Annotated in this window: 27 protein-coding genes, 4 tRNA genes and 1 riboswitch; of the genes, 11 read left to right on the top strand and 20 right to left on the bottom strand. The window is 61.4% G+C overall.

Going from position 1 to position 22,739, the window contains the following annotated elements; all coding sequences use genetic code 11:
* Positions 1–18: 18 nt before the first annotated feature.
* From ACPJXG_RS20600 to ACPJXG_RS20590, 3 genes are all read right to left on the bottom strand, one after another.
* Complete coding sequence (locus tag ACPJXG_RS20600) at positions 19–906, bottom strand: NAD(P)H-hydrate dehydratase (RefSeq protein WP_425252185.1); 888 nt, start codon at positions 904–906, stop codon at positions 19–21.
* A gap of 16 nt (positions 907–922) precedes the next feature.
* A complete protein-coding gene (locus ACPJXG_RS20595; RefSeq protein ID WP_425252184.1) occupies positions 923–1,687 on the bottom strand; it encodes a histidine phosphatase family protein in 765 nt (254 codons plus the stop codon).
* 80 nt (positions 1,688–1,767) lie between these two features.
* A complete protein-coding gene (locus tag ACPJXG_RS20590) occupies positions 1,768–3,168 on the bottom strand; it encodes an L-cystine transporter (RefSeq protein ID WP_425252183.1) in 1,401 nt (466 codons plus the stop codon).
* 262 nt (positions 3,169–3,430) lie between these two features.
* Between ACPJXG_RS20590 and ACPJXG_RS20585 the strand changes: the two genes are divergently transcribed.
* Together ACPJXG_RS20585 and ACPJXG_RS20580 are read left to right on the top strand one after the other, a co-directional pair.
* Complete coding sequence (locus ACPJXG_RS20585; RefSeq protein ID WP_035826060.1) at positions 3,431–3,808, top strand: nuclear transport factor 2 family protein; 378 nt, start codon at positions 3,431–3,433, stop codon at positions 3,806–3,808.
* Positions 3,809–3,817: 9 nt separating this feature from the next.
* Positions 3,818–4,207 (top strand): hypothetical protein, encoded by a 390-nt coding sequence (locus ACPJXG_RS20580; RefSeq protein ID WP_035826062.1) that lies wholly within the window; start codon positions 3,818–3,820, stop codon positions 4,205–4,207.
* Positions 4,208–4,210: 3 nt separating this feature from the next.
* On the opposite strand, the gene ACPJXG_RS20575 is transcribed toward ACPJXG_RS20580, so the two are convergent.
* Entirely contained in the window at positions 4,211–4,822 is a 612-nt protein-coding gene (locus tag ACPJXG_RS20575; protein ID WP_425252182.1) for an IMPACT family protein, read from the bottom strand.
* Positions 4,823–4,879: 57 nt separating this feature from the next.
* Positions 4,880–5,146 (bottom strand): hypothetical protein, encoded by a 267-nt coding sequence (locus tag ACPJXG_RS20570; RefSeq protein ID WP_425252181.1) that lies wholly within the window; start codon positions 5,144–5,146, stop codon positions 4,880–4,882.
* 93 nt (positions 5,147–5,239) lie between these two features.
* On the opposite strand from ACPJXG_RS20570, the gene ACPJXG_RS20565 reads away from it, so the two are divergent.
* Complete coding sequence (locus ACPJXG_RS20565) at positions 5,240–5,986, top strand: AraC family transcriptional regulator (RefSeq protein ID WP_425254773.1); 747 nt, start codon at positions 5,240–5,242, stop codon at positions 5,984–5,986.
* Positions 5,987–6,002: 16 nt separating this feature from the next.
* On the opposite strand, the gene ACPJXG_RS20560 is transcribed toward ACPJXG_RS20565, so the two are convergent.
* The 3 genes from ACPJXG_RS20560 to ACPJXG_RS20550 all read right to left on the bottom strand — a co-directional run bounded on the left by ACPJXG_RS20560 (position 6,003) and on the right by ACPJXG_RS20550 (position 7,344).
* Positions 6,003–6,893, bottom strand: coding sequence for a hypothetical protein (locus ACPJXG_RS20560; RefSeq protein ID WP_425252180.1), 891 nt, complete (start codon positions 6,891–6,893; stop codon positions 6,003–6,005).
* Between the two features lie 228 nt (positions 6,894–7,121).
* Positions 7,122–7,197, bottom strand: a tRNA-Lys gene (locus tag ACPJXG_RS20555).
* A 71-nt stretch (positions 7,198–7,268) separates the two neighbouring features.
* Positions 7,269–7,344 (bottom strand) — tRNA-Lys (locus ACPJXG_RS20550).
* Between the two features lie 119 nt (positions 7,345–7,463).
* Between ACPJXG_RS20550 and ACPJXG_RS20545 the strand changes: the two genes are divergently transcribed.
* Together ACPJXG_RS20545 and ACPJXG_RS20540 are read left to right on the top strand one after the other, a co-directional pair.
* Positions 7,464–7,922, top strand: coding sequence for a MarR family winged helix-turn-helix transcriptional regulator (locus tag ACPJXG_RS20545; protein WP_425252179.1), 459 nt, complete (start codon positions 7,464–7,466; stop codon positions 7,920–7,922).
* Positions 7,919–9,418, top strand: a complete 1,500-nt coding sequence (locus ACPJXG_RS20540; RefSeq protein ID WP_425252178.1) for an MDR family MFS transporter — start codon at positions 7,919–7,921, stop codon at positions 9,416–9,418. The genes ACPJXG_RS20545 and ACPJXG_RS20540 overlap by 4 nt, the downstream gene beginning before the upstream one ends.
* Here ACPJXG_RS20540 and ACPJXG_RS20535 read toward each other — a convergent pair.
* The gene (locus ACPJXG_RS20535; RefSeq protein WP_425252177.1) at positions 9,412–10,500 is read right to left on the bottom strand and encodes an NADH:flavin oxidoreductase/NADH oxidase; all 1,089 of its coding nucleotides are present in this window, start codon (positions 10,498–10,500) and stop codon (positions 9,412–9,414) included. The genes ACPJXG_RS20540 and ACPJXG_RS20535 overlap by 7 nt on opposite strands.
* Positions 10,501–10,600: 100 nt before the next feature.
* On the opposite strand from ACPJXG_RS20535, the gene ACPJXG_RS20530 reads away from it, so the two are divergent.
* Together ACPJXG_RS20530 and ACPJXG_RS20525 are read left to right on the top strand one after the other, a co-directional pair.
* On the top strand, positions 10,601–10,942 hold the full coding sequence (locus ACPJXG_RS20530) for an ArsR/SmtB family transcription factor (protein ID WP_425252176.1): 342 nt from the start codon (positions 10,601–10,603) through the stop codon (positions 10,940–10,942).
* Between the two features lie 122 nt (positions 10,943–11,064).
* Positions 11,065–12,195 carry an acyltransferase family protein gene (locus ACPJXG_RS20525; protein WP_425252175.1) on the top strand — a complete coding sequence of 377 codons (1,131 nt, stop codon included), beginning with the start codon at positions 11,065–11,067 and terminating at the stop codon, positions 12,193–12,195.
* A gap of 34 nt (positions 12,196–12,229) precedes the next feature.
* Here the strand turns inward: ACPJXG_RS20525 and ACPJXG_RS20520 are convergent, their stop codons facing one another.
* From ACPJXG_RS20520 to ybgC, 11 genes are all read right to left on the bottom strand, one after another.
* Complete coding sequence (locus ACPJXG_RS20520; protein WP_425252174.1) at positions 12,230–12,511, bottom strand: type II toxin-antitoxin system RelE/ParE family toxin; 282 nt, start codon at positions 12,509–12,511, stop codon at positions 12,230–12,232.
* On the bottom strand, positions 12,480–12,683 hold the full coding sequence (locus ACPJXG_RS20515) for a stability determinant (protein ID WP_425252173.1): 204 nt from the start codon (positions 12,681–12,683) through the stop codon (positions 12,480–12,482). Before ACPJXG_RS20515 ends, ACPJXG_RS20520 begins: the two co-directional genes overlap by 32 nt.
* A 143-nt stretch (positions 12,684–12,826) precedes the next feature.
* Positions 12,827–12,902, bottom strand: a tRNA-Lys gene (locus ACPJXG_RS20510).
* Positions 12,903–12,991: 89 nt separating this feature from the next.
* Positions 12,992–13,067, bottom strand: a tRNA-Lys gene (locus ACPJXG_RS20505).
* Between the two features lie 67 nt (positions 13,068–13,134).
* Positions 13,135–13,893, bottom strand: coding sequence for a tol-pal system protein YbgF (gene ybgF / locus ACPJXG_RS20500; RefSeq protein WP_035826081.1), 759 nt, complete (start codon positions 13,891–13,893; stop codon positions 13,135–13,137).
* A 134-nt stretch (positions 13,894–14,027) separates the two neighbouring features.
* Positions 14,028–14,549: a peptidoglycan-associated lipoprotein Pal gene (gene pal / locus ACPJXG_RS20495; protein ID WP_034786578.1), complete on the bottom strand. Its 522-nt coding sequence runs from the start codon at positions 14,547–14,549 to the stop codon at positions 14,028–14,030.
* Positions 14,550–14,592: 43 nt separating this feature from the next.
* Positions 14,593–15,861, bottom strand: a complete 1,269-nt coding sequence (gene tolB, locus ACPJXG_RS20490; protein ID WP_423221848.1) for a Tol-Pal system beta propeller repeat protein TolB — start codon at positions 15,859–15,861, stop codon at positions 14,593–14,595.
* A gap of 5 nt (positions 15,862–15,866) precedes the next feature.
* Entirely contained in the window at positions 15,867–16,877 is a 1,011-nt protein-coding gene (gene tolA / locus ACPJXG_RS20485) for a cell envelope integrity protein TolA (RefSeq protein WP_425252172.1), read from the bottom strand.
* Positions 16,878–16,925: 48 nt separating this feature from the next.
* A complete protein-coding gene (locus ACPJXG_RS20480) occupies positions 16,926–17,366 on the bottom strand; it encodes an ExbD/TolR family protein (RefSeq protein ID WP_223278896.1) in 441 nt (146 codons plus the stop codon).
* 15 nt (positions 17,367–17,381) lie between these two features.
* A complete protein-coding gene (gene tolQ / locus ACPJXG_RS20475) occupies positions 17,382–18,071 on the bottom strand; it encodes a protein TolQ (protein ID WP_034759183.1) in 690 nt (229 codons plus the stop codon).
* A 47-nt stretch (positions 18,072–18,118) separates the two neighbouring features.
* A complete protein-coding gene (gene ybgC / locus ACPJXG_RS20470; protein WP_046682324.1) occupies positions 18,119–18,520 on the bottom strand; it encodes a tol-pal system-associated acyl-CoA thioesterase in 402 nt (133 codons plus the stop codon).
* A 315-nt stretch (positions 18,521–18,835) separates the two neighbouring features.
* Positions 18,836–18,960, top strand: a riboswitch (ZMP/ZTP riboswitch).
* 111 nt (positions 18,961–19,071) lie between these two features.
* Between ybgC and glyA the strand changes: the two genes are divergently transcribed.
* The 4 genes from glyA (at position 19,072) to ACPJXG_RS20450 (ending at position 22,674) form a co-directional block, all read left to right on the top strand.
* Entirely contained in the window at positions 19,072–20,319 is a 1,248-nt protein-coding gene (glyA, locus tag ACPJXG_RS20465; RefSeq protein ID WP_035826086.1) for a serine hydroxymethyltransferase, read from the top strand.
* 143 nt (positions 20,320–20,462) lie between these two features.
* Positions 20,463–20,924: a transcriptional regulator NrdR gene (gene nrdR, locus ACPJXG_RS20460; RefSeq protein ID WP_034759169.1), complete on the top strand. Its 462-nt coding sequence runs from the start codon at positions 20,463–20,465 to the stop codon at positions 20,922–20,924.
* Positions 20,925–21,139: 215 nt separating this feature from the next.
* Complete coding sequence (gene pilV / locus ACPJXG_RS20455; RefSeq protein ID WP_425252171.1) at positions 21,140–21,709, top strand: type IV pilus modification protein PilV; 570 nt, start codon at positions 21,140–21,142, stop codon at positions 21,707–21,709.
* On the top strand, positions 21,706–22,674 hold the full coding sequence (locus ACPJXG_RS20450; protein WP_425252170.1) for a PilW family protein: 969 nt from the start codon (positions 21,706–21,708) through the stop codon (positions 22,672–22,674). Before pilV ends, ACPJXG_RS20450 begins: the two co-directional genes overlap by 4 nt.
* The last annotated feature ends 65 nt before the right edge of the window (positions 22,675–22,739 follow it).

Genomic DNA, 22,739 nt, shown 5'->3' with positions numbered 1-22,739 from the left:
ATGCTTATGCTGTTGTTTTTATGCCGCCAGATTGCGCAGCAGGGCGGGAATCTCGGCCGGAATTTCGCGTGCCAGATAGCCGAGGATGCCGAAGCGCAGGGCCAGCTGTTCGCCCGCCAGCGCATGCAGGGCGATGCCCCAGGCGCAAGCTTGTTCCAACGGCGCGCCGCGCGCGGCCAGGCCCGTGATGATGCCGGCCAGGGTGTCGCCGGAACCGGAAATGGCCAGGCCGATATTGCCGCCCGCATGTGCCCAGCTGGTGCCATCGGGCATGGCGAGGACGGTCAGCGCGCCTTTCAGGGCGACGACGGCGTTCCAGCGCCGCGCCGCGTCCATGGCGCAGGCATGCGGGTCGGCCAGCACGGCGTCTTTCGACAGGCCCATCAGCTGGGCCAGTTCACCCGCATGCGGCGTCAGCAGCACGGGCTGCTCGAAGCGGAAGTGCGGGGGCTTGCGCACGACCTGCATGGCGCAGGCGTCAAGGATCAGCCGGCTGCCGGCAAACAGGGGCAGCAGATGGCGCATCAGTTCGCAGCTGGCGGCCGTGTCGCACATGCCTGGCCCGACGAGCACGGCGTCCACCTTGCCGGCCAGCGGCGCCAGCTGATGTTGCGCTTCATGGCGGAAGCCGCCCAGCGCCGTTTCGTCCAGGCCGATGACCCGCGCTTCGGGCATGGCGACGGCCACTTGCGCCGCCACCGATGCGCCCGTCGCCAGGGTCAGCTTGCCCGCGCCCGCGCGCAGGGCGGCCGTGGCTGCCAGCAGGATGGCGCCCGGCATTTCCGTCGAGCCGGCGACGATCAGCAAATGGCCGCGCACTTCCTTGTCGCCATCGGGCTGGGGCATGGGCAGGGGCCAGGAACGCAGCAGGGTAGCGGTGATGTCGGTGATGTCGGTGGTGTCCATGCATGCCTCCGAAAAACTAGGATTTGGGCGCGGCCGGCATGTCGGGCTGGGCCGTGACGGGTGTGCCCGATTCGACCAAAGGTGCGACGAAGTTGCACAGGTCCAACTGCAGTTTGCCGTGCTTGCCCAGGGCGGGGCTGAAGGCGTACGAAGTGACGCCGCAGTTGGGCACGTCGGCCGCTTTGTCGATGGACAGGATGGTTTGCTCGTCGCAGCGTTCCAGCAGGTAGCGGAAACAGTTGACGATGACCTGGTGGCCCACGATCAGCACCCGTTCTCCCCGGTATTCGCGGGTGATGGTGTCGAGCACGCTGCGCAGGCGCAGGATGACGTCGCACCAGCTTTCGCCGCCTGGTGGACGGAAATAAAACTTGCCCACGTGCTGGCGCTGCTCGTGCAATTCCGGGTATTTGCTGGCGATGCCGTGCACGGTCAGCCGGTCGAGGATGCCGAATTCCTTTTCGCGCAGGCGCTCGTCGGCCACCACGGAGTTCAAGCTGTCCGCATTGATGCGCGCCAGCACGGCTTGCGCCGTCTGCTGCGCCCGCACGTACGGCGAATACAGCACGACGGTCGGTTGTTGTTCAGGGGGGAGGGTGGCGAACCAGTCGCCCAGGGCTTGCGCCTGGCGCGTGCCCAGCTCGGAGAGGGGGACATCGACATCGCGCTCGGCGATGGCGATCAATAGCTGTTTTTCCGCTTCGGCGGCATCGCGCGCCACGTTGCCGGCACTTTGGCCGTGACGCACGATCCAGATTTGCTGCGGCCATTTCTGTTCCATTGCCTTGCGCCTTCCTCTGCATTTATCGTGAATCAATATAGAGGAAAGCGGCAAGGCGCGGCGCGCCGCTGGATACGTTCTTAGGCTGTGTGCTCCGCTTCGTCCAGGTCGGGCGCATCGTCGCTGTTGTAGACGGCCAGGTCGGTCTGTCCCATGACCCGGCTGGTGACGGTGCCGGCCGTGATCGAGCCGCTCACGTTCAGGGCCGTACGGCCCATGTCGATCAGCGGCTCGACCGAGATCAGCAAGCCGGCCAGCGCGACGGGCAAGTCCATCGCCGACAGCACGATCAGGGCGGCAAACGTGGCGCCGCCGCCCACGCCGGCCACGCCGACGGAACCGATGGTGATGATGGCCAGCAAGGGCAGCAGGAAGCTGATCGTGAACGGGTCGACGCCGACTGTCGGGGCGATCATGACGGCCAGCATGGCCGGATAGATGCCGGCGCAGCCGTTCTGGCCAATGGTCGAACCGAACGAGGCGGCGAAGTTGGCGATGCCTTCCGGCGTGCCCAGGCGTTGGGTTTGCGTCTGCACGCTCATCGGAATCGAGCCTGCGCTGGTGCGCGACGTGAACGCGAAGGCCAGTACGGGGAAGACTTTTTTCACGAAGCGCAACGGGTTCAGACCCACGCCGGCGATGATGGCCAGGTGCACGAGGAACATCAAAATCAGCGCGCTGTACGAGGCAACGACGAAGTTGATCAGTTTCAAGATGTCCGTGTAGCTCGACGACGCCACCACTTCAAACATCAGCGCGAACACGCCGTACGGCGTCAGGCGCAGCACCAGCGTGACCATGCGCATGACGATGGCGTGCGCCACTTTCATGAAGTTTTCGAAAGAAGCGAAGATTTCCGGCTTCTTCACCGCGATACCCGTGGCCGAGATGCCGATGAAAATCGAGAACACGACCACGGCGATGGTCGACGTCTTGCGCGCGCCCGTCATGTCGAGGAAGGGGTTGGTCGGCACGAAGCTGACCAGCAGTTTCGGCAGCGATAGGGCCTTCGCCGTTTCCAGCGAGCCTTGCAGCTGCACGCCGCGCGCCACTTCGGCGGCGCTCGAGGTCAGGCCGACAGCCGTCAGGCCGAACAGCTTGGCCATCAAAATACCCAGCGCGGCGGCGACGGTCGTGGTGATGAGCAGGGTGCCGATGGTCAGCGCGCTGATCTTGCCCAGCGAACTCGCGTCCTTGAGTTTCAGGATGGCGGAAATGATGGAGACCATGATCAGCGGCATGATGATCATTTGCAGCAGTTTGACGTAGCCGCTGCCGACGATGTCGATGTATTCATTGGTGCCCGCAATGATGGGCGAGCCGGCGCCGTACAGCCACTGCACGGCCGCGCCGAGCAGCACGCCCAGGCCCAGGCCCGTGAAGACGCGCACGGTAAACGTCGCGTGTTTGCGTTGCTGGTGGAACATGAAGGCGAAGACGAGCAACGCAACGAGCAGGTTCAGGATGATGTTAATTGCCATGAAGGGGCCTTATCTTGGTTTTATTCGAGACTGCACGGAGCACATAAACTGTACTACAACTGACAGCTGCCCCAGCCCGGGGCGGAAGGGCAAGCACTGTACAGTACTATGGTGGCGTTTTGCGCAATACCGCTGCGAATATTACGCTATATAAATATGCTTCACAGGTATAAGCCTTGTGGCTGATTGTGAATTTAGCTATTTCGTGCAAGCATGCTTTTCCCGTTTGCTAAGATGCGCCAGACTATTTGATAGGAAGAAGATGAATGCATTAACTGAAGTACAAGTACTCGATGCGGAAGAGCGCTTGCGCCTGGCCATGATGGCCTCCGACGTGGCCGCGTTGAATGTCTTGCTGGCCGACGACTTGTTGTTTACCAATCACCTGGGCCACTTGCTGAGCAAACATGCGGACCTGGCCGCGCACGAGCAGCGCCTGCTGGCCATCACGGATCTGCGCGCATCCGAGCGCCATGTGCGCATCAGCGGCAACGTGGCCGTCGTCTCCGTGCGCATGCAGCTGACGGGCCGCTATCACGACGTGGAAACGCATGGCGACTTCCGTTTTACGCGCGTCTGGGCGCAGGACGCGGCCGGCGCGCTGCAAGTGATCGCCGCCCATTCCGGCGTCGTGGCTTGAGGAGTATCAGTGGATCATCGTTCCAAAGGGCAGCTGTTTGAAGCTGTCATCGCCGCCGGCCCGGCCACCCTGGCCATCACGGCCGGCTATCCCGTGCTGTTGTACAACCTGGTGCGCACCTGGGCCGACGCCCCCGGCGCCAATGCGCTGGCCGCGCTGCTGCTGACGGGCGGGGTGTGGGCCTTGCTGGAATTCTGGCGCATCGCGCTGGCGACCGTGGCGCGCAAGGCATACGCATTCAACTGGCGCTTCTGGCTGGCCATCGCCGGTTTCCTCGGCTGCTTCGTGCGTTTCGTGCCGGACATGCCGGCTGGACTGATGCTGCTGTTGCTGGTGCTGCCGGCGCTGGCGTGGACGCATTTCATCTTGCTGCAGATCAAGCGCCCACCCAATTTGTAAGTTTTATTCTTCCTCTTCGGCTTCTGCTTCTGCTTTCAGCCAGGCTATCCGTCCATTGCCCGCCTCATGCAGATGGGCCAGCAGGGCGGTGGCGGCCGCTTCCGCCAGGCTGAAGTCGAACAGCACGTGCTCGCCGTGTTCCACGTTCAGCAAGGTGGCGCCAGCGCCATCGAGTTCGCGGCGCAGCATGCCTTCCATCGCATACGGCACCGTGCAGCGCAGGGTTCGCTGGCGCACGATGGCCGTCTTTTCCGCCTGCAGCAGTGCCTGCGCCACGCTGTCCGTGTAGGCGCGCACGAGGCCGCCCGCACCCAGCTTGATCCCGCCAAAGTAACGCACGACGGTCGCCAGCACGCCTTCCAGGTCCTGGTGGCGCAGCACGTCGAGCATGGGTCGCCCGGCGGTGCCGCTCGGTTCGCCATCATCGACGGCCGCCGACTGCCCGCCCGCCAGCAGCGCCCAGCACACATGGCAGGCGCCCGGATGCTGCGCCTTCAAGTCATTGACCACCTGCTGCGCGCTGGCGCGGTCCGTCATTGGCTGCACGCAACCGATGAAACGGCTTTTCTTGATGATCAGTTCGCTGTGGACTGGGGCGGCAATGGTAAACGGCATGGCGGGTGCGAAGGCGGGCAAAGCAGCATGATAGAGGAAATGCGCGCCGTGGACGAGTCAGCCTGCTCGCGCGGCGGAAGCGGCCACCAGTTCGCGCAGCGCCGCATCGCGCACTTGCACAATATCGAACAGTCCCAGCGCGTGCAGGGCGGGCAAGGCGTCGACAATGTCGCGCTCGGCGATGGTCCGTTCGGCGAAGCCGCTGGACTCATCCAGCCATACACGGGCATTGGCCAGGAAGGCGCCCACCGTTCCCTTGCGTACGGTCACGCCATTGAACTGCCCCTGGTTTTGTTGATCCGGCAATACGTTTTCTGCGCGCATGGTGAACTCCTGAATGTTGGAAAGACTTCACTGTATGATGGCTGGATTGTCTTGCCTGTGTTGTTTATGTCATTCAATACGTCAAATCCGCCAATCTTGTCGCCATCGCTGCCGCTGCGCGCCATGCGCATTACCCAGCCGCAGCAGCGAGTGACGGCGGCGCACCGCCACGCCAGCGGCCAGCTGTTCGGCGCCATGCGGGGCTTGCTCTCCGTTGCCGCCGACAGCGGGCAATGGGTAGTGCCGGCCAGCCACTGCGTGTGGATGCCGCCCCATCACGTCCATGGCCTGCGTTCGCATGGACCGTTTGCGGGCTGGAGCGTGTATGTGGACGAAGCCAGTTGCGCCAGCTTGCCCGCTGCGCCTTGCGTGATGCGCGTCTCGGGCCTGCTGCGCGAAGCGGTGGGCCGCGCCAGCAGCTGGGAAGATGGCGCGCTCGATACAAGGCAGGCTCGGGTGGCGGCCGTGATCCTCGACGAAATCGCTGCCGCGCCGCACGAATCCTTCGGCTTGCCCCTGCCCACGGACCCGCGCCTGCTGCGCGTGGCGCGCGCCATCCTCGATGACCTGGCCGACGAGCGGGGCGTGGAAGCGCTGGCCGCCTGGGCCGGCGTGTCGCCGCGCACCCTGGCGCGCCGTTTTACTCAGGAGACCGGCTTTACCCCCTCGGCCTGGCGCCAGCGCGCCCGCATCCTGCGCGCCCTGGAATTATTGGCTAGTGGCCAGCCCGTCACGACGATTGCGTTGGATCTGGGCTATGACAACGTCAGCGCCTTTATTGCCATGTTCAAGCGGGTGATGGGGGTGACGCCTGGCAGGTATGGGGAAGGGGTGGAATAGTCAGTTGCTCGTTCCTCTAAGGTGCATCAAGAAGTGCTGTGGATGACTTTGTCAATATGTCCAATGCAATCTGCTCCGCTGCCCACAATGCTATTTCTTTGCACAGCCACGCTTCCTTGTGGAAACCGTTGCCATTAGAAGAGTGGGCAAGTTTATTTCTGGCGACGCTTATCTTAATGCAGTTGGCAACGTTAAATGTGTGAGGATAACGTTTCAGCAGCCCACTCATTTTTTCCTGCTGGGTGTGATGGCGTTTGTCCAGCGGAGGGGCTAAGACATCGTCAGCAATAATTTCGATTACCTTGTAGTAGGCGAGTAGGCCATGATTTGTGGCGAAACTTGCCAGACTGGCCGCTTCCCTTAGCAACTGTGGTATTCGAGAAAATTTCTGAGACCTGTCGTCAGGTCTCATTGCTAGTGTTTCATATACAGCGACTAGCTCGTAAATTCTGGAATTTGGCACATCGCCGTGACTATTCTGCATTCTCATTACACCTGTAGATGCCTGAACCGGAAGCCACTGACCTTCATAGTCCTGCCACATTTCAAAATTACGGCCAAGCTCATAGTCGAAACCCATTAACGGCATGATGCGGTCAAGCGCATTGTGTAAGTCAAACAATGTTCCCATGCGGCCTTGGTCGGTATTATCTTTTGATATTAGTTCGCAGATGAATGCGGGAAAGTATTTCTGTTCACCTCCAAAAACCATTTGAGGTGTTTTCTCAGCGAAGTGAAGCGAGACGTCGTATTTATTTAACGAAAATTGGATAGTTTTTTCGATGGAATGGTCCGAGTAGACAACCGCTCGCATGGCAAACCTTTTCGCCATAATTTTTTGCTCGGAATAGTTGAGCCACTGTCGAATTTGCTCTTGTGTTGGTAGCGCTGTTTTTGGTAGAAGCATAGTCATCCTTAGTTTTCTTATCTATAGGATAACTAGAACGCCGACCAGCGTCAAAAACGCCGTAGATCGAGATATGTGAGAGTGCTACTGAGGTGGTGTTAAAGTTCTCGCCGCATTGCAGTAGATAATTGACTAGCCAAATTTGCTGGAAATCTATGTTGAAGGATGACCGGAAATGAGTCAAAAACAAAAAAGCCAACCGCGAACGGTTGGCTTCTCTGAAGTATTTGGTAGGCCGTGCGGGATTCGAACCTGCGACCAACGGATTAAAAGTCCGCTGCTCTACCAGCTGAGCTAACGACCCAAAAACTTTTACAACTGAACTGCGGTAACACTGTGTCGTATCAGCATGCTTGCATGATGACGACTGAATCTTGGTAGGCCGTGCGGGATTCGAACCTGCGACCAACGGATTAAAAGTCCGCTGCTCTACCAGCTGAGCTAACGACCCAAGGGCGGCTATTATGACGGCCAACGGCGGTTTTGGGAAGGGCGGGGATGGAAAAAACCTTGCGCAGCGCTCGGGGGTGCACTAATATAGGTAGATAGCCTACCTACTTATATATTCCCATGCCCACTACTGAAGACCTTCCCATCCCCGAACGCGCGCTGGCGCTGTCCGATGAATTGCGCACGGCGTTCAAACGTTTGCTGCGCTCCATGCAGCGCGAAGGGGGCGAGCTGGAGGGTAGTGTATCGATGATGCAATACATGCTGCTGGCCCTGATTCACGAGCAGCCCGGCATCGGCGTGGCCGCGCTGGCGCGGCTGCAGAACGTGCGCGGTCCCACCGTCAGCGCCCAGGTCAAGTCGCTCGAAGAAGCGGGGCTGGTCGAGCGCGGCGCGCCTGATCCGCAAGACCGGCGGCGCTCGGGGCTACAGGTGTCCGCGCAAGGCCTGGCGATACTCGAAACCCTGCGTGCGCGCCGCCGCGATGCGCTGGCGCAGCGCATCGCCCGCCTGTCGCCGCAGCAGATCGATGCGCTGGCCGCCGCCATGCAGCCGCTGCTTGAGATAGGCCAGGCATGAGCGGCCACGATCAAGCCACAGGCGCAGAAAAAGGTGCTGCCAAACCCGTCACCGAGCGCGAAGTGCGCGCCATCTATCTGGGCCTGATGGCCGTGCTGGGACTCGGTGCGCTGGACCAGAGCATCGTCGCCACGGCCTTGCCGCGCATCGTCGATGACCTGGGCGGCATGGCCCATCTGTCGTGGGTGGTGACGGCCTACGTGCTGGCCTCGACGGCCACCATGCCCCTGTACGGCAAGTTGGCCGATCAGTATGGCCGCCGTCCCATGATCATTACGGCCCTGCTGACCTTCTTGCTCGGATCCGTGCTGTGCGGGCTGGCGCAGAACATGACGGAACTGATCATCTTCCGCGCCATCCAGGGTCTCGGGGCGGGCGGCTTCATGCCGCTGGCGCAAATCATCATCGGCGACATCGTGCCGCCGGCCGAACGGGGCAAGCGGCAGGGCATGGTGCCCATCGTGTATGCCGTCACCAGCGTGCTCGGTCCCGTGCTGGGCGGCGTCATCACGGATGCCTTGTCGTGGCACTGGATTTTCTATGTCAACCTGCCCATCGGCGCGGCCGCCTTTGTCATCATCGCGCGCGCCATGCGCAAACCGGCGCGCACGCATGCGCACAAGATCGACTATCTGGGCTCGGCCTTGCTGACGGGCGCCATCACGGCGGCCCTGCTGGTGCTGGCGCTGGGCGGCACCGAGTGGCCGTGGGATGGGCTGGCCATCAAGGTGTGCGGCGGCATTGCCGTGCTGCTGGGGATCTGGCTGGCGGTGCACGTGGGGCGGGTGGATGAACCCGTGCTGCCGCCCGACCTGTTCGAAAACCGCACCTTCAATATCGCCAGCCTGGTGATGGCCGTGACCTTCATGGGCCTGATGGGCGCCAGCGTCTTCTTTCCCCTGTTCTTCCAGCTGGTGATGGGCACCAGTCCGGCGGAGTCCGGCGTGATGACGGTGCCGATGATGGTGGGGCTGGTGGCGTCGTCGATCTTCAACGGCCGCGTGCTGTCGCGCTCGGGCAAGTACAAAATGGTGCAGGTGATGGGATTGGCCGTGGCGCTGCTGGCGTTTGCCGTGCTGGCCTGGGGCATGGAAACGTCGCGTGGTTACTGGGTCATCGAGCCGGCCATCTTCCTGCTCGGCACGGGACTGGGACTGGTGATGCCGAACATGACGATTGCCGTGCAAAATGCCTTGCCGCTGGCGCGCCGCGGCGTGGGCACGGCCATGCTGGCCTTTTTCCGCTCGCTGGGCGGCTTGCTGGGCGTGACGGCGTCCGGCGCCATCCTTGCGCATCAGTTGCACAAGCACGGCGTGGAAGCCGTCTCGGCGCTGGGCTCGCAGGCGGCGACGCAGACGGTGGAGGTGTACCGCCATGCGATCGCCAGCGTGTTTGGCGCCGGCGCCGTGCTGCTGCTATTGGGACTGGTCTGCCTGTTGTTCCTGCCGGAATTGCCCCTGGAGGGACATCCGGCAACGGTCAAGGACGATCAGTAGCGCTCCAGCCAGTGCGCGTACGGTGCCGGCAGGGTCCACGAGGCGCGTTCCACGCCGAGTTCCTTGGCGGCAAAATATGCCCAGTGCGGATTGGCCAGGTGTGCCTTGCCGACCATCACCACGTCGAGCTGTTCTTCTTTGACGACGCGCTCGGCAATGGCTGGCGTGCCGAAGCCCCAGGCGGACGAGACGGGCACACTCGCTTCGCGGCGCACGCGCTCGGCAATCGGGCCCATGAAGGCCGGGCCCCATGGAATCGATACGTCAGGAATGGTAAAACCCATGCTGACGCTGATCATGTCCATGCCGGCATCCTTGAACTGGCGCACGAGGCCGATGGATTCAAGCAGGGTTTGCTCGTCGCGGCCGTCGAATTCCAGCACGCCAAAGCGGATCGTCAACGGCAGGTGTTCGGGCCACACTTCGCGCACGGCTTTCAAGGTTTCCAGCAGGAAGCGGCTACGGTTTTCCAGGCTGCCGCCATAGATATCGTCGCGCTGGTTCGAGTGGGCCGAGAAAAAGCTTTGCGCCAGGTAGCCGTGGGCGAAGTGCAGTTCCAGCCATTCGAAACCGACTTCGCGGGCGCGTACGGCCGCGTCGACGAAGTTCTGTTTCACGCGGGCGATATCGTCGAGGTCCATGGCGCGCGGTACTTTCGGCAGGCCGCCGCCAAAGGCGATGGCGGACGGGGCGATGGTTTGCCAGCCGCGCGCGTCGCCTTCAGGAATGTGGTCGTCGCCTTCCCATGGGCGGTTGGCGCTGGCCTTGCGGCCCGCGTGGGCGATCTGTATGCCGGGCACGGAGCCGGCCGCCTTGATGGCTTTGACGACAGGCACGAAGGCTTGCGCCAGGTCATCGTTCCAGATGCCCGTGCAACCTGGCGTGATGCGGCCTTCCGGCGCTACGGCCGTCGCTTCGACGATCACCAGGCCAGCGCCGCCACGGGCCATGCCCGCGTAATGCGACAGATGCCAGTCGTTGGCGACGCCATCGACGGCCATGTACTGGCACATGGGCGGCACGGCAATGCGGTTGCGCAGGGTGACGTTTTTGAGGGTGTAGGGCTGGAAGAGGGCGGACATGGTGGCCTTTGTTGATGGTGGTGTATGGAAATACTGATTCGGTAGTTCGTAAATATTCGAATAATGGAATTAGTATAGCGCATGCTGTATGATTCTGCTCATGCGCCCACACAAACATCCTCCCGCCAGCGAATTCGTGCTTGAAAGAGTGCTGTACGCCTTGAGCGATTCCATCCGCCTCGACATCGTGCGCCACCTGGCCAGAGTCGACGCGGCCGCTTGCGGCGACCTCGATGGCGGGCGGCCGAAGTCGACCGTTTCCCACCATTTCAAGGTCTTGCGCGAAGCGGGCCTCGTCCACACGGAAAACGCGGGCACGACGCACATGAACACCCTGCGCCGCGCCGATATCGAGAGCCGCTTTCCCGGCTTGCTCGATGCCATCCTGGCGCAGCAGCCAGTGGCGCCCGAGGCGCCGGACGCGGGCGGACAGGCAGTCTAGCCGCCTGCCGTGCCCCGCCATTTGCCAGGCTCGGCTATGATGTCGGCCTTTCGGTAAATCCTCAGCCGCGCGCCTGTTGCGCGATGGGCTGGCGATACTACCTGGCACGGCAAGGATAGGGAATGACGGCAGCAGCAGTGGTAGTACAGGCGGACCTGGCACATCGTCCGCAGTTTGGCTGGATCAATGGTTTGAAGGCGGGCGCGGCGCAGTTGATCGTGTTGCACCACCTGGCGTTTTACGGACCCATGTCCGATTACGTGCAGCCGCTGTGGCCCGAGTTGCTGGGCTGGCTGGGCGGCAGCGCGCGCATCGCCGTGCAAGTTTTTCTCGTCATCGGCGGCTTTCTCGTCGCCAAATCGCTCTCTCCCGCCGGCCGTCCCGGTATTGCTTCCCCGCTGCAAGCGATCTGGCGCCGCTATGCCAAGCTGGCACCGCCTTTCCTGGCCGCTACCTTGCTCGCGGCCATCATCACGCCCGTGGCAGGCATCTGGATGCAGCACGATTCCATGTCGGCCGCCGTCACCCTGGGCCAGCTGAGCGCCCACGCCTTGCTGCTGCACGGCGTGCTGGGCTACGAATCGCTGTCGGCCGGCGCCTGGTACGTGGCCATCGATTTCCAGCTCTACCTGCTGACGGTATCGCTGCTGTGGCTGGGCGGCCGCGTAACGGGCCATCGGCGCCGGCACTGGCTGATGCCGCTGGCCGTCACCGTGGGCATCACTTTTTCCCTGCTGTATTTCAATCTCGACGCGGACTGGGACAACTGGGCGCCGTATTTCTTCGGCAGCTATGGCCTTGGCATGCTGGCCTGGTGGGCCAGCGATCCGGCCCGCAAACCGGGCGCCATGACCGTGCTCATGGCCATGGCCGCCGTGCCGGTCCTGCTGGCCCTGGCCGTCGACTACCGCAGCCGCATCGCCCTGGCCCTGATCGTCGCCTGCGCCCTGTTCCTGTTCGGCCGCGCCCGCACGCCGTCCCAGGGCGGCGCCTGGAGCGTCATCAACGCCCTGGGGCGTATTTCATATGCTGTCTTCCTCGTGCACTTTCCCGTCAGCCTGCTGGTGAATGCTCTGTTTATCAGCTATGTCCCGCTCGAGCCCGAGTGGCAGGCGCTGGGCATGCTGACGGCCTGGGGCGCCAGCCTGGCGGCCGGCGCCGCGTTTTACCGCTGGGTGGAGGTGCCGCTGGGGCGGGTGATGGGTGGCGTGGTGGCGCATCTGGCCGGGCGGCCGGCGCTGGTGTCGCGCTAAAAGCGGCGTTCCGTCTACCAGAGAGTATTGTTGCTCAGGGATATAGTTGCCGTGTATGCATGACGGCAAGAATTTCTATCGCACTTGCTTCAACACGATATACGACGACATAGTTTGGATGGGCAACCAGTTCACGTGTGCCTGAAACTCTTCCAGATCGGTATAGGTGTGGGTGGCAGGGAAGTCGGGAAACGGCGTTGTCGATGTCGTTGTAAAGCTGCAGTGCTGCCGGCTGGTTGCGCTGCGCGATATACGTGAGTATCGTGGTCAAATCTTCCTGGGCTTCAACCTTCCATTGAATCGGCAGCATGGTCATCAGGCCCGGCTGCGACGATTTTTTTCAGTTGCGCCATGACAGTGTCATGTGGGCGGGCAGGGCGGTCATCATTCAGTGACGCCAATACCTTGGCGCGAAACCAGTGGTCATAGGTTTCGGCGGCTTCCGTTGTCGCAAATTCGGACGTGGTCGAGGATGAGGTGTCGTTCATGATGGTCTGATTATACGACAGTCCGACAGAGATGTAGCGCGAGTGACAAGGCGTTTGATTTGTATCAGGGGTGGCATCGCGTGCAATTGATGCTGCTGAAAACAAAAAAGCCAACCGCGAACGGTTGGCTTCTCTGACGTATTTGGTAGGCCGTGCGGGATTCGAACCTGCGACCAACGGATTAAAAGTCCGCTGCTCTACCAGCTGAGCTAACGACCCAAAAACTTTTTACAACAACTTCGGTAACACTGTGCCGTAAAAAAATGCTTGCTATAACAACTCGCAAGCAGATCAGTACTGCGTATTCGTGGTAGGCCGTGCGGGATTCGAACCTGCGACCAACGGATTAAAAGTCCGCTGCTCTACCAGCTGAGCTAACGACCCGAAGAAGAAAGATTATAGGGGGTGCCCGGGATTCTGTCAAACCTAACGGGCAACTTTTTCCCCGTTTTTACTTTTTACCGGCCCGTTCCTTGGCGGCCTGGGCCGCGCTGGAGTCCGGGTAGCGCGAGATCAGGGCGTTCAGCGTCTTGGTCGCGTTCGGCTTGTCTTTCAGCTCCGTGTAGCAGCTGGCGATGTTGAGCATGGCGTCGGGCGCCTTCGGACTGTCCGGGTAGTGTTTCAGCACTGCCTGCTGGGCCGTGATGGCGCTCTTGCAGTCGCGCTGGGCGTAATAAGCGTTGCCCAGCCAGTATTGCGCGTTGGCCGCGTAGGCCGATTCCGGATAGCGTTTCACGAAGCCGTCCAGGGCCGTCACGGCGCCCTTGTAGTCGCCCGACTTGAACAGGCCGAACGCGGATTCGTATGAACTTTGTTCGGACACGCCCACGGCCGCTTCCTGGCCGTCGATGGTGACCTGGCGCGGTTCGAGCTTGCGCAGGCGCGCATCGATATCGGTGTAGAAATCCTTCTGGCGCTTTTGCACATTCGCCAGGTCGTTGCCCAGCACTTCGATCTGGCCGCGCAGGCGGGCGATCTCTTGCATGGTCTGGTCATGCTGGTTGATCAGGCTCAAGGTGCTGGTCTTGTCCGCCTTGGCATCGATGCGGCTGTTCAGGTCGCGCGCCATGGCGTCGACCTTGGCGCGCAGCTCGAGGATGGCCTTGCGCGCTTCGTCGTCATCGAACAGGGCGGCGTTGGCGTGCAGGGGCAGGTAGGCAAACGCGGCCATCAAGGCGGCGGCGACGCCGGCTTTCGAGAATGTCATCATGGGTCGGGCTTTCTAAGGTTACGCAAACATGCAAACGGGGCGCCGGGCGGTGAATCACCGCGCTGCGCCCCATTATTATGCCTATGACTGGCCAGTTAGGTAAGCGCCAATGCTGGCGCGCTCACCCATCAACATCAATAAACGATGTCAGCGCGGCGGTTTTCTGCCCATGCTGCTTCGTTGCTGCCTTGTGCTTTAGGCTTTTCTTTGCCCAGCGACACGGCTTCCATTTGGCCTTCTGGTACGCCCAGAGCTGCCATCGACTTGCGCACGGCTTCAGCACGTTTCTGGCCCAGGGCCAGGTTGTACTCAGCGCCACCGCGTTCATCGGTGTTACCTTGGATCAGGATCTTGCGGCTAGGCGTTTTCACCAGGTAGCCAGCGTGGTTTTGCACAACTGGGGTGTCCGCTTCGCGCACGACGTATTTGTCGAAGTCGAAGTAGATGCTGCGGTTAGCCAGCACGCCTTTTGGATCGTCCAGTGGATCGACCGATGCGGTCGTCACTGGCTGAACTTGACGGGTGTCAACTGGAGCGACGACTTTTTCAGGAGCGCGCTCAACCACTGGGGTTTCTGCGACTTTAACTGGGGTGCTGCAGGCGGACAGCAGGGCTGCGGTAGCGGCGATGAAAGCCAAACTTTTAAAGTTACTCATTTTTATTCTCCGGGTCATGGTTAAAGGTGAAACTGTACAGCATTTACTTCATAAAAGGACCCCAGGTGGGCTCCTTGATATTGCCAGCTTGCGTAGTCAAACGCTGTTTGACGCGGCCATCCACCGATACCACTGCCAGCGACTTGCGTCGTCCGGATTCGGTCGCGTACATGATATATTTCCCGTTGGGCGAAAAGCTCGGTGATTCGTCGTTGGCGGTGTCCGACAGGCGCAGTTCCTGGCCACTAGCCAGGTCGAGCGCGTAGAGCTGGAAATTGCCGTCGCGACGGGAAATATAAGCAAGTGTCTTCCCGTCGGACGAAATCCGCGGGCTGATGTTGTAGGAGCCGCCAAACGTCACGCGCTTGGCTTCGCCACCGCTGCTCGACATGCGGTAGATTTGTGGTCCGCCGCTGCGATCGCTGGTGAAGTAAATGCTTTGGCCATCGGCCGAAAATTGGGGTTCCGTATCGATGCCGCTGCTGGTGCTGACGCGGCGCAAGCCGCTGCCATCGGCATTGACGGTATAGACCTGGGTATGGCCATCGCGCGACAGGGCCACGGCCAGGCGCGAGCCGTCCGGGCTCCAGCTCGGCGCGGAATTGCTGCCTTTTTCATTCGACACGATGGTGCGCTGGCGCGTCACCAGATTCTGTACGTAGACGATCGGCTTTTTCTTTTCAAACGACACATACGCGACCTTGGTGCCGTCCGGCGACCATGACGGCGAAATGATCGGCTCGTTCGAGCGCAGGGCGACCTGGATGCCTTCGCCATCGGCGTCGGCGATTTCCAGGCGGTATTCGCGGCCCGATTGCGTGACGTAGGCGATGCGCGTGGCGAACGCGCCTTTGACGCCCGTCAGCTTTTCATAGATGTCATCGGCGATCTTGTGCGCCAGCAAGCGGTTGAACTGCGGCGCGGCCGCATTGTTCATGCTGGAAATCTGCGCGCCCTTGATGGTGTCGAACAGCTTGTAGCGCACGTCCAGGCGGCCATCGGCCATGCTTTGCACGGTGCCGGCCGCCAGCGCGTCGGCGCCGCGCGATTTCCATTGCTCATAGCTGACGGGCGCCGTTTCCGACACGGGTGCATCGGCGTCGATCAGCTTGAACACGCCGCTGCGCGCCAGATCGGCCTTGATAATGCCCGACAGCGATTGCGGCGCGGCCGATTCATTGACGAAGCTGGCGACAGCCACCGGGATCTGGTTGCTGCCGATCCCCGTAATTTCCACGCGCAGCTGCGCCTGGGCGCTTGACGCTCCCAGCATCAGGCCGGCGCAGAGCACGACATAGCTCATTTTTTTCATGGTCATCATTTAGGCAAATCCTTCATCTCGAATATGAGTTCAATCTCGCGTTCCACGGTGCCGTCTTTTTTCTTTGGCAGTGGCGACGATTTATTAATGGCGTTTTCCACCGAGCTGTCATACGCCGGCAGGCCGCTACTTTTAATCTTTCGGACCGAAATAATTTCCCCAGTTGGCAGTTGCTCGATCTTGAACACGGCGCGCGGGTTGCCCGGCACGTCCGTGCTACCGCTGTACGCGATATTGCTCTTGATCTTGCTCGTCAGGGCAGCGACATAGCCGCTGTCCTTGCGTGGCGCAGTCGATTTCTCGGCCGTGCCTGTCGTGCCGGCGCCCGCCGCCCCCGTGATGCGGCTCATTTCCGCAGCGCGCGCCTTGTCGGCGGCTTTTTTCTCTTCCGCCGCTTTTTTCGCCTTGGCCGCTTTTTCGGCCGCCGCTTTTTTATCGGACAGTTCTTTCTCGGCTTTTTCTTCCGCCGCTTTCTCTTTGGCTTCCTTGGCTTTCTCCAGCTTGTCGGCCTTTTCTTTTTCCAGCTTGTCAGCCTTGTCTTTTTCTTTCTGCTTCTGTTTTTCCAGTTCGCGCTTTTCTTCCTCGCGTTCCTTCAATTCCTGCTTGCGGCGTTCTTCCGCTGCCGCTTTGTCTTTTTCTTCTTTTAGCTTGGCCTTCTTGCGTTCGAGGGCGATCTCCGCTTCGCGCAGGTCGACCTTCGGCTCGGGCGCGGCCACGGGCGGCGGTGGCGGCGGGGCCGGCTGTTCCACTTGCGGTTGCGGCGGCGTTGGTGTCGGCTCCGGTTCCGTCGCCACTTCAGGCGGCGGCGCGGCCGTCTGCACTTTCATGTCCCACACTTCCGCTTCGACGGCGACAGGTTCCGTATTTTGCCAGTGTACGCCCACCCACAGGAAAAACAGCAGCCCAAGGTGCATCGCCAGCGCCAGGCCCAGCGAGGGCCAGCGGCTGCGTTCGCGCGGCACGCTGTAGGGCTTGCCGAGTACATGGTCGATTTGTTTGTTCTGCAAAGTCTAGTCTATCTAAAAACGGTCAAGTCTGGAAACAGGGTGCTGCGTTTACTTGGTGGCCAGGCCGACTCTGGTAATGCCCATCTTTTTCGCTTCCGAAATGAGCTGGATCACATCGTCGTACTTGCTTTCCTTGTCGCCCGCGATCATCACGGGATAGTCGGGATTGCTTTCATGCAAACCGCGCAGCTTGCGCAGCAGGGCGTCGCGGTTCGGTTCCGTTTCCGGCGACAGCTGTTCTTTGCCGATGACGCCGATCGACAGCGAACCATTCGGCTTCAGCACGATCTGAATATAGTCATCAGGCGGTTTGGCCGACTTTTCCGCGTTGGGCAAGTTCACCACGCTGGGATTGTTCGACGACGGCATCACCATGAAAATGATCAGCAGCACCAGCATCACGTCGATGTACGGCACGACGTTGATCTCGGACTTGAACTTGCGGCCACGGCCGCCGCGCATGCCGCCGCTATTGAATGAGGAACCCATGGACGCTGCTCCCTCTTAGCGCGACTGGCGCTGCAAGATGTTGGAGAATTCCTCGACGAAGCTCTCGAAGCGGATCGCCAGGCGGTCGATGTCATGCGAAAAACGGTTGTAGGCGACGACGGCGGGAATCGCGGCGAACAGGCCGATGGCGGTGGCGATCAGCGCTTCGGCAATGCCGGGCGCGACGGCTGCCAGGGTGGCTTGCTGCACGTTGGCCAGGCCGCGGAAGGCGTTCATGATGCCCCAGACGGTACCGAGCAGGCCGATGTAGGGCGAGACGGAGCCGACGGAAGCGAGGAAGGCCAGGTGCGATTCGAGCACGTCCATTTCACGCTGGAAGGCGGCGCGCATGGCGCGGCGTGCGCCGTCGAGCACGGCGCCCACGTCCAGCGCTTCACGCGAACCGTAGGAAGCCTTGCCCTTGATGAATTCGCCCATGCCGGCGTCGAAGATGCGGGCCAGCGCGCCGCTCTGGTCGCGGTTGCCGCTGGCGTTCTGGTGCAGCGCATGCAGGTTGCCGCCGGCCCAGAAGCTGCGTTCGAATTCGATGGTTTGCTTGCGCGCCTGGCGCACGGCAAACATCTTGCGGAAAATGTAGGTCCAGCTGGTCAGGGAAATCAGCAGCAGCAGGGCCATGATCAGTTGCACGATCAAATGGGCATTGGAGATGAGCGCGAGGAAAGAAAGATCTTGTGTAACGTTCATTGGCTGGCAGTCTGTTGGGTGAATTGTCCGGGGGTGGCGGGTAGGGCTCAGGCGGCGCGCATGCGGGCCGCGACTGCATCAGGCACGGCGCGCGGGCGCAGTGCCGAATCGACGCAGCCGATCTTGACGCGGGCCGTGTTGAGCAGGCGGTCGCCGCACCAGGCTTGTTGCAGGAAAACGATGGAGGCGCGCCCCATTTTTTCTATACTTAAGGTTAATCTTACCGTGTCATCGAGCCTGGCTGGCGCATGATAGTCGGCGTTGACGCTTTTGACAACGAACATTGCATCGTGCTGCTCCAGCAATTCCTGCTGGCCCACGTCGATGGCGCGCAGCCATTCGGTACGCGCGCGTTCGAAGAATTTCAGGTAGTTAGCGTAATAGACGATGCCGCCGGCGTCGGTGTCTTCATAGTAGACACGTACGTTCCAGGTAAAGACTGAAGGCATGTTTATTGCGCCAGTAGTGAGATTGAGCAACATTTTACGCGATTTTTCTTCTTGTGACTGTGGGCGCTTGCTGGAAAGCCATGCAAAAGCTGCATATAAGTTGCACCGCAGCATTGTAAATCCGGCGTGTGCAATGGCAAGCTTCGTAACATACGCTTACATGCCATGGCCAGGTTTAAGTCCAGCTTAAAAGCCGCAGCCATGCCCAGGGGCAGCTTGTGGCCGCACCCTGGCTGGGGTGGCGCGCGGCGATTATAGCCGCACGGTTGCATTCCTTGCTCAATTTGGGCACTTAACTTACAATTTGGCTTCCATTACGTCTCACGTGACTGGCGAAAAGTCGGGCGATCTCCATGAATGGCGATCGGCAAACCGGCGAAAGGTGGGCATCCACCGGGAAACGTGAGATTTTTCATCAGCCGTTCGCCTGGGTAGCCACTATGGAAAAGCACGAAGAGGCTGCCTGTCCAATGTTGTTATTCACTTAACGCCGGCTCCCCTCATTCGATCCAACCTGCCAGTACAAGCACCCTCATACTTGGAGTTTTTACATGTTTGCAAAAGATCACAACCTCGCCAACGTCGATCCTGAATTGTTCGCCGTCATTCAAAAAGAGAATACGCGCCAGCACGACCACATCGAACTGATCGCGTCGGAGAACTACACGTCGCCAGCCGTAATGGAAGCGCAAGGCTCGCAGCTGACGAATAAATACGCCGAAGGCTACCCAGGCAAGCGCTACTACGGTGGCTGCGAATACGTCGACGTGGCCGAGCAACTGGCCATCGACCGCGTGAAACAGCTGTTCGGCGCCGAATGCGCGAACGTGCAGCCGAACTCCGGCTCGCAGGCGAACCAGGGCGTGTTCTTCGCCATGTTGAAACCAGGCGACCTGATCATGGGTATGTCGCTGGCCGAAGGCGGTCACTTGACCCACGGCATGCCGCTGAACATGTCCGGTAAATGGTTTGACGTCGTCTCCTACGGTTTGACGGCGGAAGAAGACATTGACTACGAGGCGATGGAACGCCTGGCCCGCGAACGCAAGCCAAAACTGATCATCGCCGGCGCGTCGGCATTCTCGAAAAAGATCGACTTCGAACGCTTCGGCAAGATCGCCAAGGAAGTTGGCGCCTATTTCATGGTTGACATGGCCCACTACGCCGGCCTGATCGCCGCCGGCCTGTACCCGAACCCGGTGCCGTTCGCCGACTTCGTCACTTCGACCACGCACAAATCGTTGCGCGGCCCGCGCGGCGGCATCATCCTGATGAAGGCCGAACACGAAAAAGCCATCAACTCGGCCATCTTCCCTGGCATCCAGGGCGGCCCGCTGATGCACGTGATCGCCGGCAAGGCTGTTGCCTTCAAGGAAGCGCTGAGCCCTGAATTCGTCGAATACCAGAAGCAAGTGATCAAGAACGCCGACGTGCTGGCGAAAACCCTGATCAAGCGCGGCCTGCGCATTGTTTCCGGCGGCACCGAATCGCACGTCATGCTGGTCGACCTGCGCGCCAAGAACCTGACGGGCAAGGAAGCCGAAGCCATCCTCGGTTCCGCGCACATCACCTGCAACAAGAACGGCATCCCGAACGACCCGCAAAAACCATTCGTCACCTCGGGCATCCGCCTGGGCAGCCCGGCGATGACGACGCGCGGTTTCAAGGAAGCGCAAGCGGAAGAAGTGGGCAACCTGATCGCCGATGTGCTGGACAATCCGCATGACGCCGCCACCATCGAGCGCGTGAAAGCGGCCGTGAAAGTGCTGGCCGACGCGCACCCTGTGTACGCTGCATAATTATTTGTCCAGAATGTGTCATACGGAGTAAGATTCTGTATGACACATTCCTTCGTGCCCAAGGGCGCCCGGAGTGATTCGGGCGCCCTTTGCACAAGAGCGGCGATTTCCCGTAATTATTACTATAAAGTTGTAGCCAGCCCATGAAATGTCCATTTTGCCAGCACGGCGACACCCAGGTTCTCGATACGCGTGTATCGGAGGAAGGGGATGCCATTCGGCGCCGCCGCCGCTGCGGCAAATGCGACAAGCGTTTTACGACTTACGAGCGCATTGAACTTATCATGCCGGCGGTCGTCAAAAAGAATGGCAGCCGGACGGAGTTCGCTGCGGATAAGTTGCGCGGCAGTTTGATGCTGGCCTTGCGCAAGCGTCCCGTCGCGGCCGCCTCCGTGGATACGGCCATCGCGTCCATCCAGGAAAAACTGCTCACCAGCGGCTTGCGCGAAGTCGATTCCGGCTATATCGGCGAACTCGTCATGCAGGAATTGAAGCGCCTGGACAAGATCGCCTACATCCGCTTCGCCTCCGTCTACAAGAACTTCGAAGACCTGGCCGAGTTCCAGGATGCGATTGCCGAAGTGGGGCAGGCGCGCAAGCCCTGACCTTCGGCTTCTTGCTCGCCTTCTTGCTCACCACGCCCAGGTTGGCCTGGCAAGCGGCCTGATCAACACCAACGCTGTTCTTCTCACCTTATCGCCGTGCTGTTTGCGCTAGCGCAGACCCGGCTTTTTGCGCACGCCTATCTTGTAGCTGGGCCGCCTGTTCCTGCGACTCTGTCTGCGGAAGGGAGTAGCGCATGGGCAAGGGCGGTCGCACTATGTTTCCTGCGGGTGGCAGCAGCCTCGTCGAGGTGCTGGTGTCGCTGCTGCTGTTGGCGCTGGGCCTGCTCGGTGCCAGCATTTTGCAACTGAACTCCCTGCGCGCGCGCCATGAGTCGGCGTTGTTGTCGGCGGGCGTGCAACTGGCCGCCGGCATGGCCGAACGCATGCGCGCGAACAGCGTGCTCATGCATGGCCCGGATACGGGCAATCCCTACCTGAACGTGGCATACACGGCGGCGGACGGCGCGGAAGCGGGCGGCGGCGCGCCCGACTGCCTCGGCGTTGCCGCCTGCAGCGCGGCCGAACTGGCGCAATTCGATATCGCCGAATGGCAGCAGCGGCTGCATGCGGCCTTGCCCGGCGCGCGCCTGCGCATTTGCCGTGACACTTCCGCGTGGGATGCCGCCGCCCAAGGCTTGCAGTGGGCCTGCAGCGGCGGCAAGGGCGCACCCATCGTCATCAAGTTGGGCTGGCGCGGCCGCTTGCCCGATGGCTCACCCGCCGAGAATGCGGCAGGCGAGTCGCTGCCCAGGCTGGCATTCCAGCTGGGCGGAGGCGGCGCATGAACACTGTCCTGCACTGGCATCGTGGCATGAGCCTGGTCGAATTGCTGGTGTCCCTGTCGCTGGGCGCGCTGCTGATGCTGGCCGCCAGTAGCGTGCTGTTGGCGGCCAGCGGCAGTTATGGCGACCAGTCCGCCAGCGCGCGCCTCGACGACAACGGCCGCTATGCGCTCGACACCATCGCCCGCACCGTGCGCCAGACAGCGTATGTGAACTGGGACAGCAGCGCCGCGCCCGTCGCCCATGCCGATTTCGACAGCGCCAACGTCGCCGGGCTCGACGCGCGCAGCCTGGGCAAGAACAGCGAAGGCATCAGTGGCGCTTTGCCCGGCGCCCTGCATGGCAGCGACGTGCTGGCCCTGCGCTATTACGGCGCCGGCAAGGAAGAGGGCGGCGACGGCTCCGTGCTCAACTGCGCGGGCTTTGGCGTGGGCGCCGCGCAAACGCAGGCGCAGCGGGGCTGGAGCATTTTCTATGTAGCGCAAGGCGCCGATGGCGATGGCGAGCTGCGCTGCAAATACCGGGGCGCGAACGGCTGGGGCGCGGACGCCATCATCCGTGGCGTCGACGCTTTCCAGGTGCTGTATGGCCTCGACACGGATACGCCGCCCGACGGCGTGGCGAACCGCTATGTCAATGCCAGCGCGCTTGACGCCGACGATGCGGCGCTGGTGCTGGAGGGGGCGGATGCGGCCGCGCGCCAGCGCGATTTTCACCGTCGCACGCACTGGAAGCGCGTGGCCAGCGTGCGCGTGGCCTTGTTGTTGCATGGCGAGCCGGGCCAGGCGGACAAGATGGCGGAACTGGGGCCGGCGCAGTTCGACCTGTTCGGCAAGGCGTATGCCGAGGCGCACGGCGCCGGCGACACGGGCGTGCGCATCGCGCGCGCGTCCCTGCCTGCCGCGACGCGCTCGCGGCTGCGGCAACTGGTGCAGACGAGCATCATGCTGCGCAACGGACCGGCCTAGGCGGGCGACGCGATGGCCGGCGCGGGCGTCCGCCGTTGCCTACCTTGTTGCGCATCTCGTGCGCG

The sequence above is a fragment of the Janthinobacterium sp. NFX145 genome, assembly GCF_049810325.1.
GTDB lineage: Bacteria > Pseudomonadota > Gammaproteobacteria > Burkholderiales > Burkholderiaceae_D > Janthinobacterium > Janthinobacterium rivuli.
The sequence above is the reverse complement of the archived record's forward strand: the minus strand, read 5'-3'. Positions and strand labels throughout refer to the sequence as shown.

Bases quoted from the DNA above. Each gene is read 5' to 3' on its own strand.
- ACPJXG_RS20540 (WP_425252178.1), top strand. From the start codon at position 7,919: ATGAGCGGCCACGATCAAGCCACAGGCGCAGAAAAAGGTGCTGCCAAA.
- ACPJXG_RS20520 (WP_425252174.1), bottom strand. From the start codon at position 12,511: ATGACCATGCTGCCGATTCAATGGAAGGTTGAAGCCCAGGAAGATTTG.
- pilV (WP_425252171.1), top strand. From the start codon at position 21,140: ATGTTTCCTGCGGGTGGCAGCAGCCTCGTCGAGGTGCTGGTGTCGCTG.
- ACPJXG_RS20535 (WP_425252177.1), bottom strand. From the start codon at position 10,500: ATGTCCGCCCTCTTCCAGCCCTACACCCTCAAAAACGTCACCCTGCGC.
- nrdR (WP_034759169.1), top strand. From the start codon at position 20,463: ATGAAATGTCCATTTTGCCAGCACGGCGACACCCAGGTTCTCGATACG.
- ACPJXG_RS20525 (WP_425252175.1), top strand. From the start codon at position 11,065: ATGACGGCAGCAGCAGTGGTAGTACAGGCGGACCTGGCACATCGTCCG.
- ACPJXG_RS20600 (WP_425252185.1), bottom strand. From the start codon at position 906: ATGGACACCACCGACATCACCGACATCACCGCTACCCTGCTGCGTTCC.
- ACPJXG_RS20450 (WP_425252170.1), top strand. From the start codon at position 21,706: ATGAACACTGTCCTGCACTGGCATCGTGGCATGAGCCTGGTCGAATTG.
- ACPJXG_RS20530 (WP_425252176.1), top strand. From the start codon at position 10,601: ATGCGCCCACACAAACATCCTCCCGCCAGCGAATTCGTGCTTGAAAGA.
- ACPJXG_RS20570 (WP_425252181.1), bottom strand. From the start codon at position 5,146: ATGCGCGCAGAAAACGTATTGCCGGATCAACAAAACCAGGGGCAGTTC.
- ACPJXG_RS20590 (WP_425252183.1), bottom strand. From the start codon at position 3,168: ATGGCAATTAACATCATCCTGAACCTGCTCGTTGCGTTGCTCGTCTTC.
- ACPJXG_RS20480 (WP_223278896.1), bottom strand. From the start codon at position 17,366: ATGGGTTCCTCATTCAATAGCGGCGGCATGCGCGGCGGCCGTGGCCGC.
- ACPJXG_RS20585 (WP_035826060.1), top strand. From the start codon at position 3,431: ATGAATGCATTAACTGAAGTACAAGTACTCGATGCGGAAGAGCGCTTG.
- ACPJXG_RS20595 (WP_425252184.1), bottom strand. From the start codon at position 1,687: ATGGAACAGAAATGGCCGCAGCAAATCTGGATCGTGCGTCACGGCCAA.
- tolB (WP_423221848.1), bottom strand. From the start codon at position 15,861: ATGAAAAAAATGAGCTATGTCGTGCTCTGCGCCGGCCTGATGCTGGGA.
- pal (WP_034786578.1), bottom strand. From the start codon at position 14,549: ATGAGTAACTTTAAAAGTTTGGCTTTCATCGCCGCTACCGCAGCCCTG.
- ACPJXG_RS20545 (WP_425252179.1), top strand. From the start codon at position 7,464: ATGCCCACTACTGAAGACCTTCCCATCCCCGAACGCGCGCTGGCGCTG.
- ybgC (WP_046682324.1), bottom strand. From the start codon at position 18,520: ATGCCTTCAGTCTTTACCTGGAACGTACGTGTCTACTATGAAGACACC.
- tolQ (WP_034759183.1), bottom strand. From the start codon at position 18,071: ATGAACGTTACACAAGATCTTTCTTTCCTCGCGCTCATCTCCAATGCC.
- ACPJXG_RS20560 (WP_425252180.1), bottom strand. From the start codon at position 6,893: ATGCTTCTACCAAAAACAGCGCTACCAACACAAGAGCAAATTCGACAG.
- ybgF (WP_035826081.1), bottom strand. From the start codon at position 13,893: ATGATGACATTCTCGAAAGCCGGCGTCGCCGCCGCCTTGATGGCCGCG.
- glyA (WP_035826086.1), top strand. From the start codon at position 19,072: ATGTTTGCAAAAGATCACAACCTCGCCAACGTCGATCCTGAATTGTTC.
- ACPJXG_RS20575 (WP_425252182.1), bottom strand. From the start codon at position 4,822: ATGCCGTTTACCATTGCCGCCCCAGTCCACAGCGAACTGATCATCAAG.
- ACPJXG_RS20515 (WP_425252173.1), bottom strand. From the start codon at position 12,683: ATGAACGACACCTCATCCTCGACCACGTCCGAATTTGCGACAACGGAA.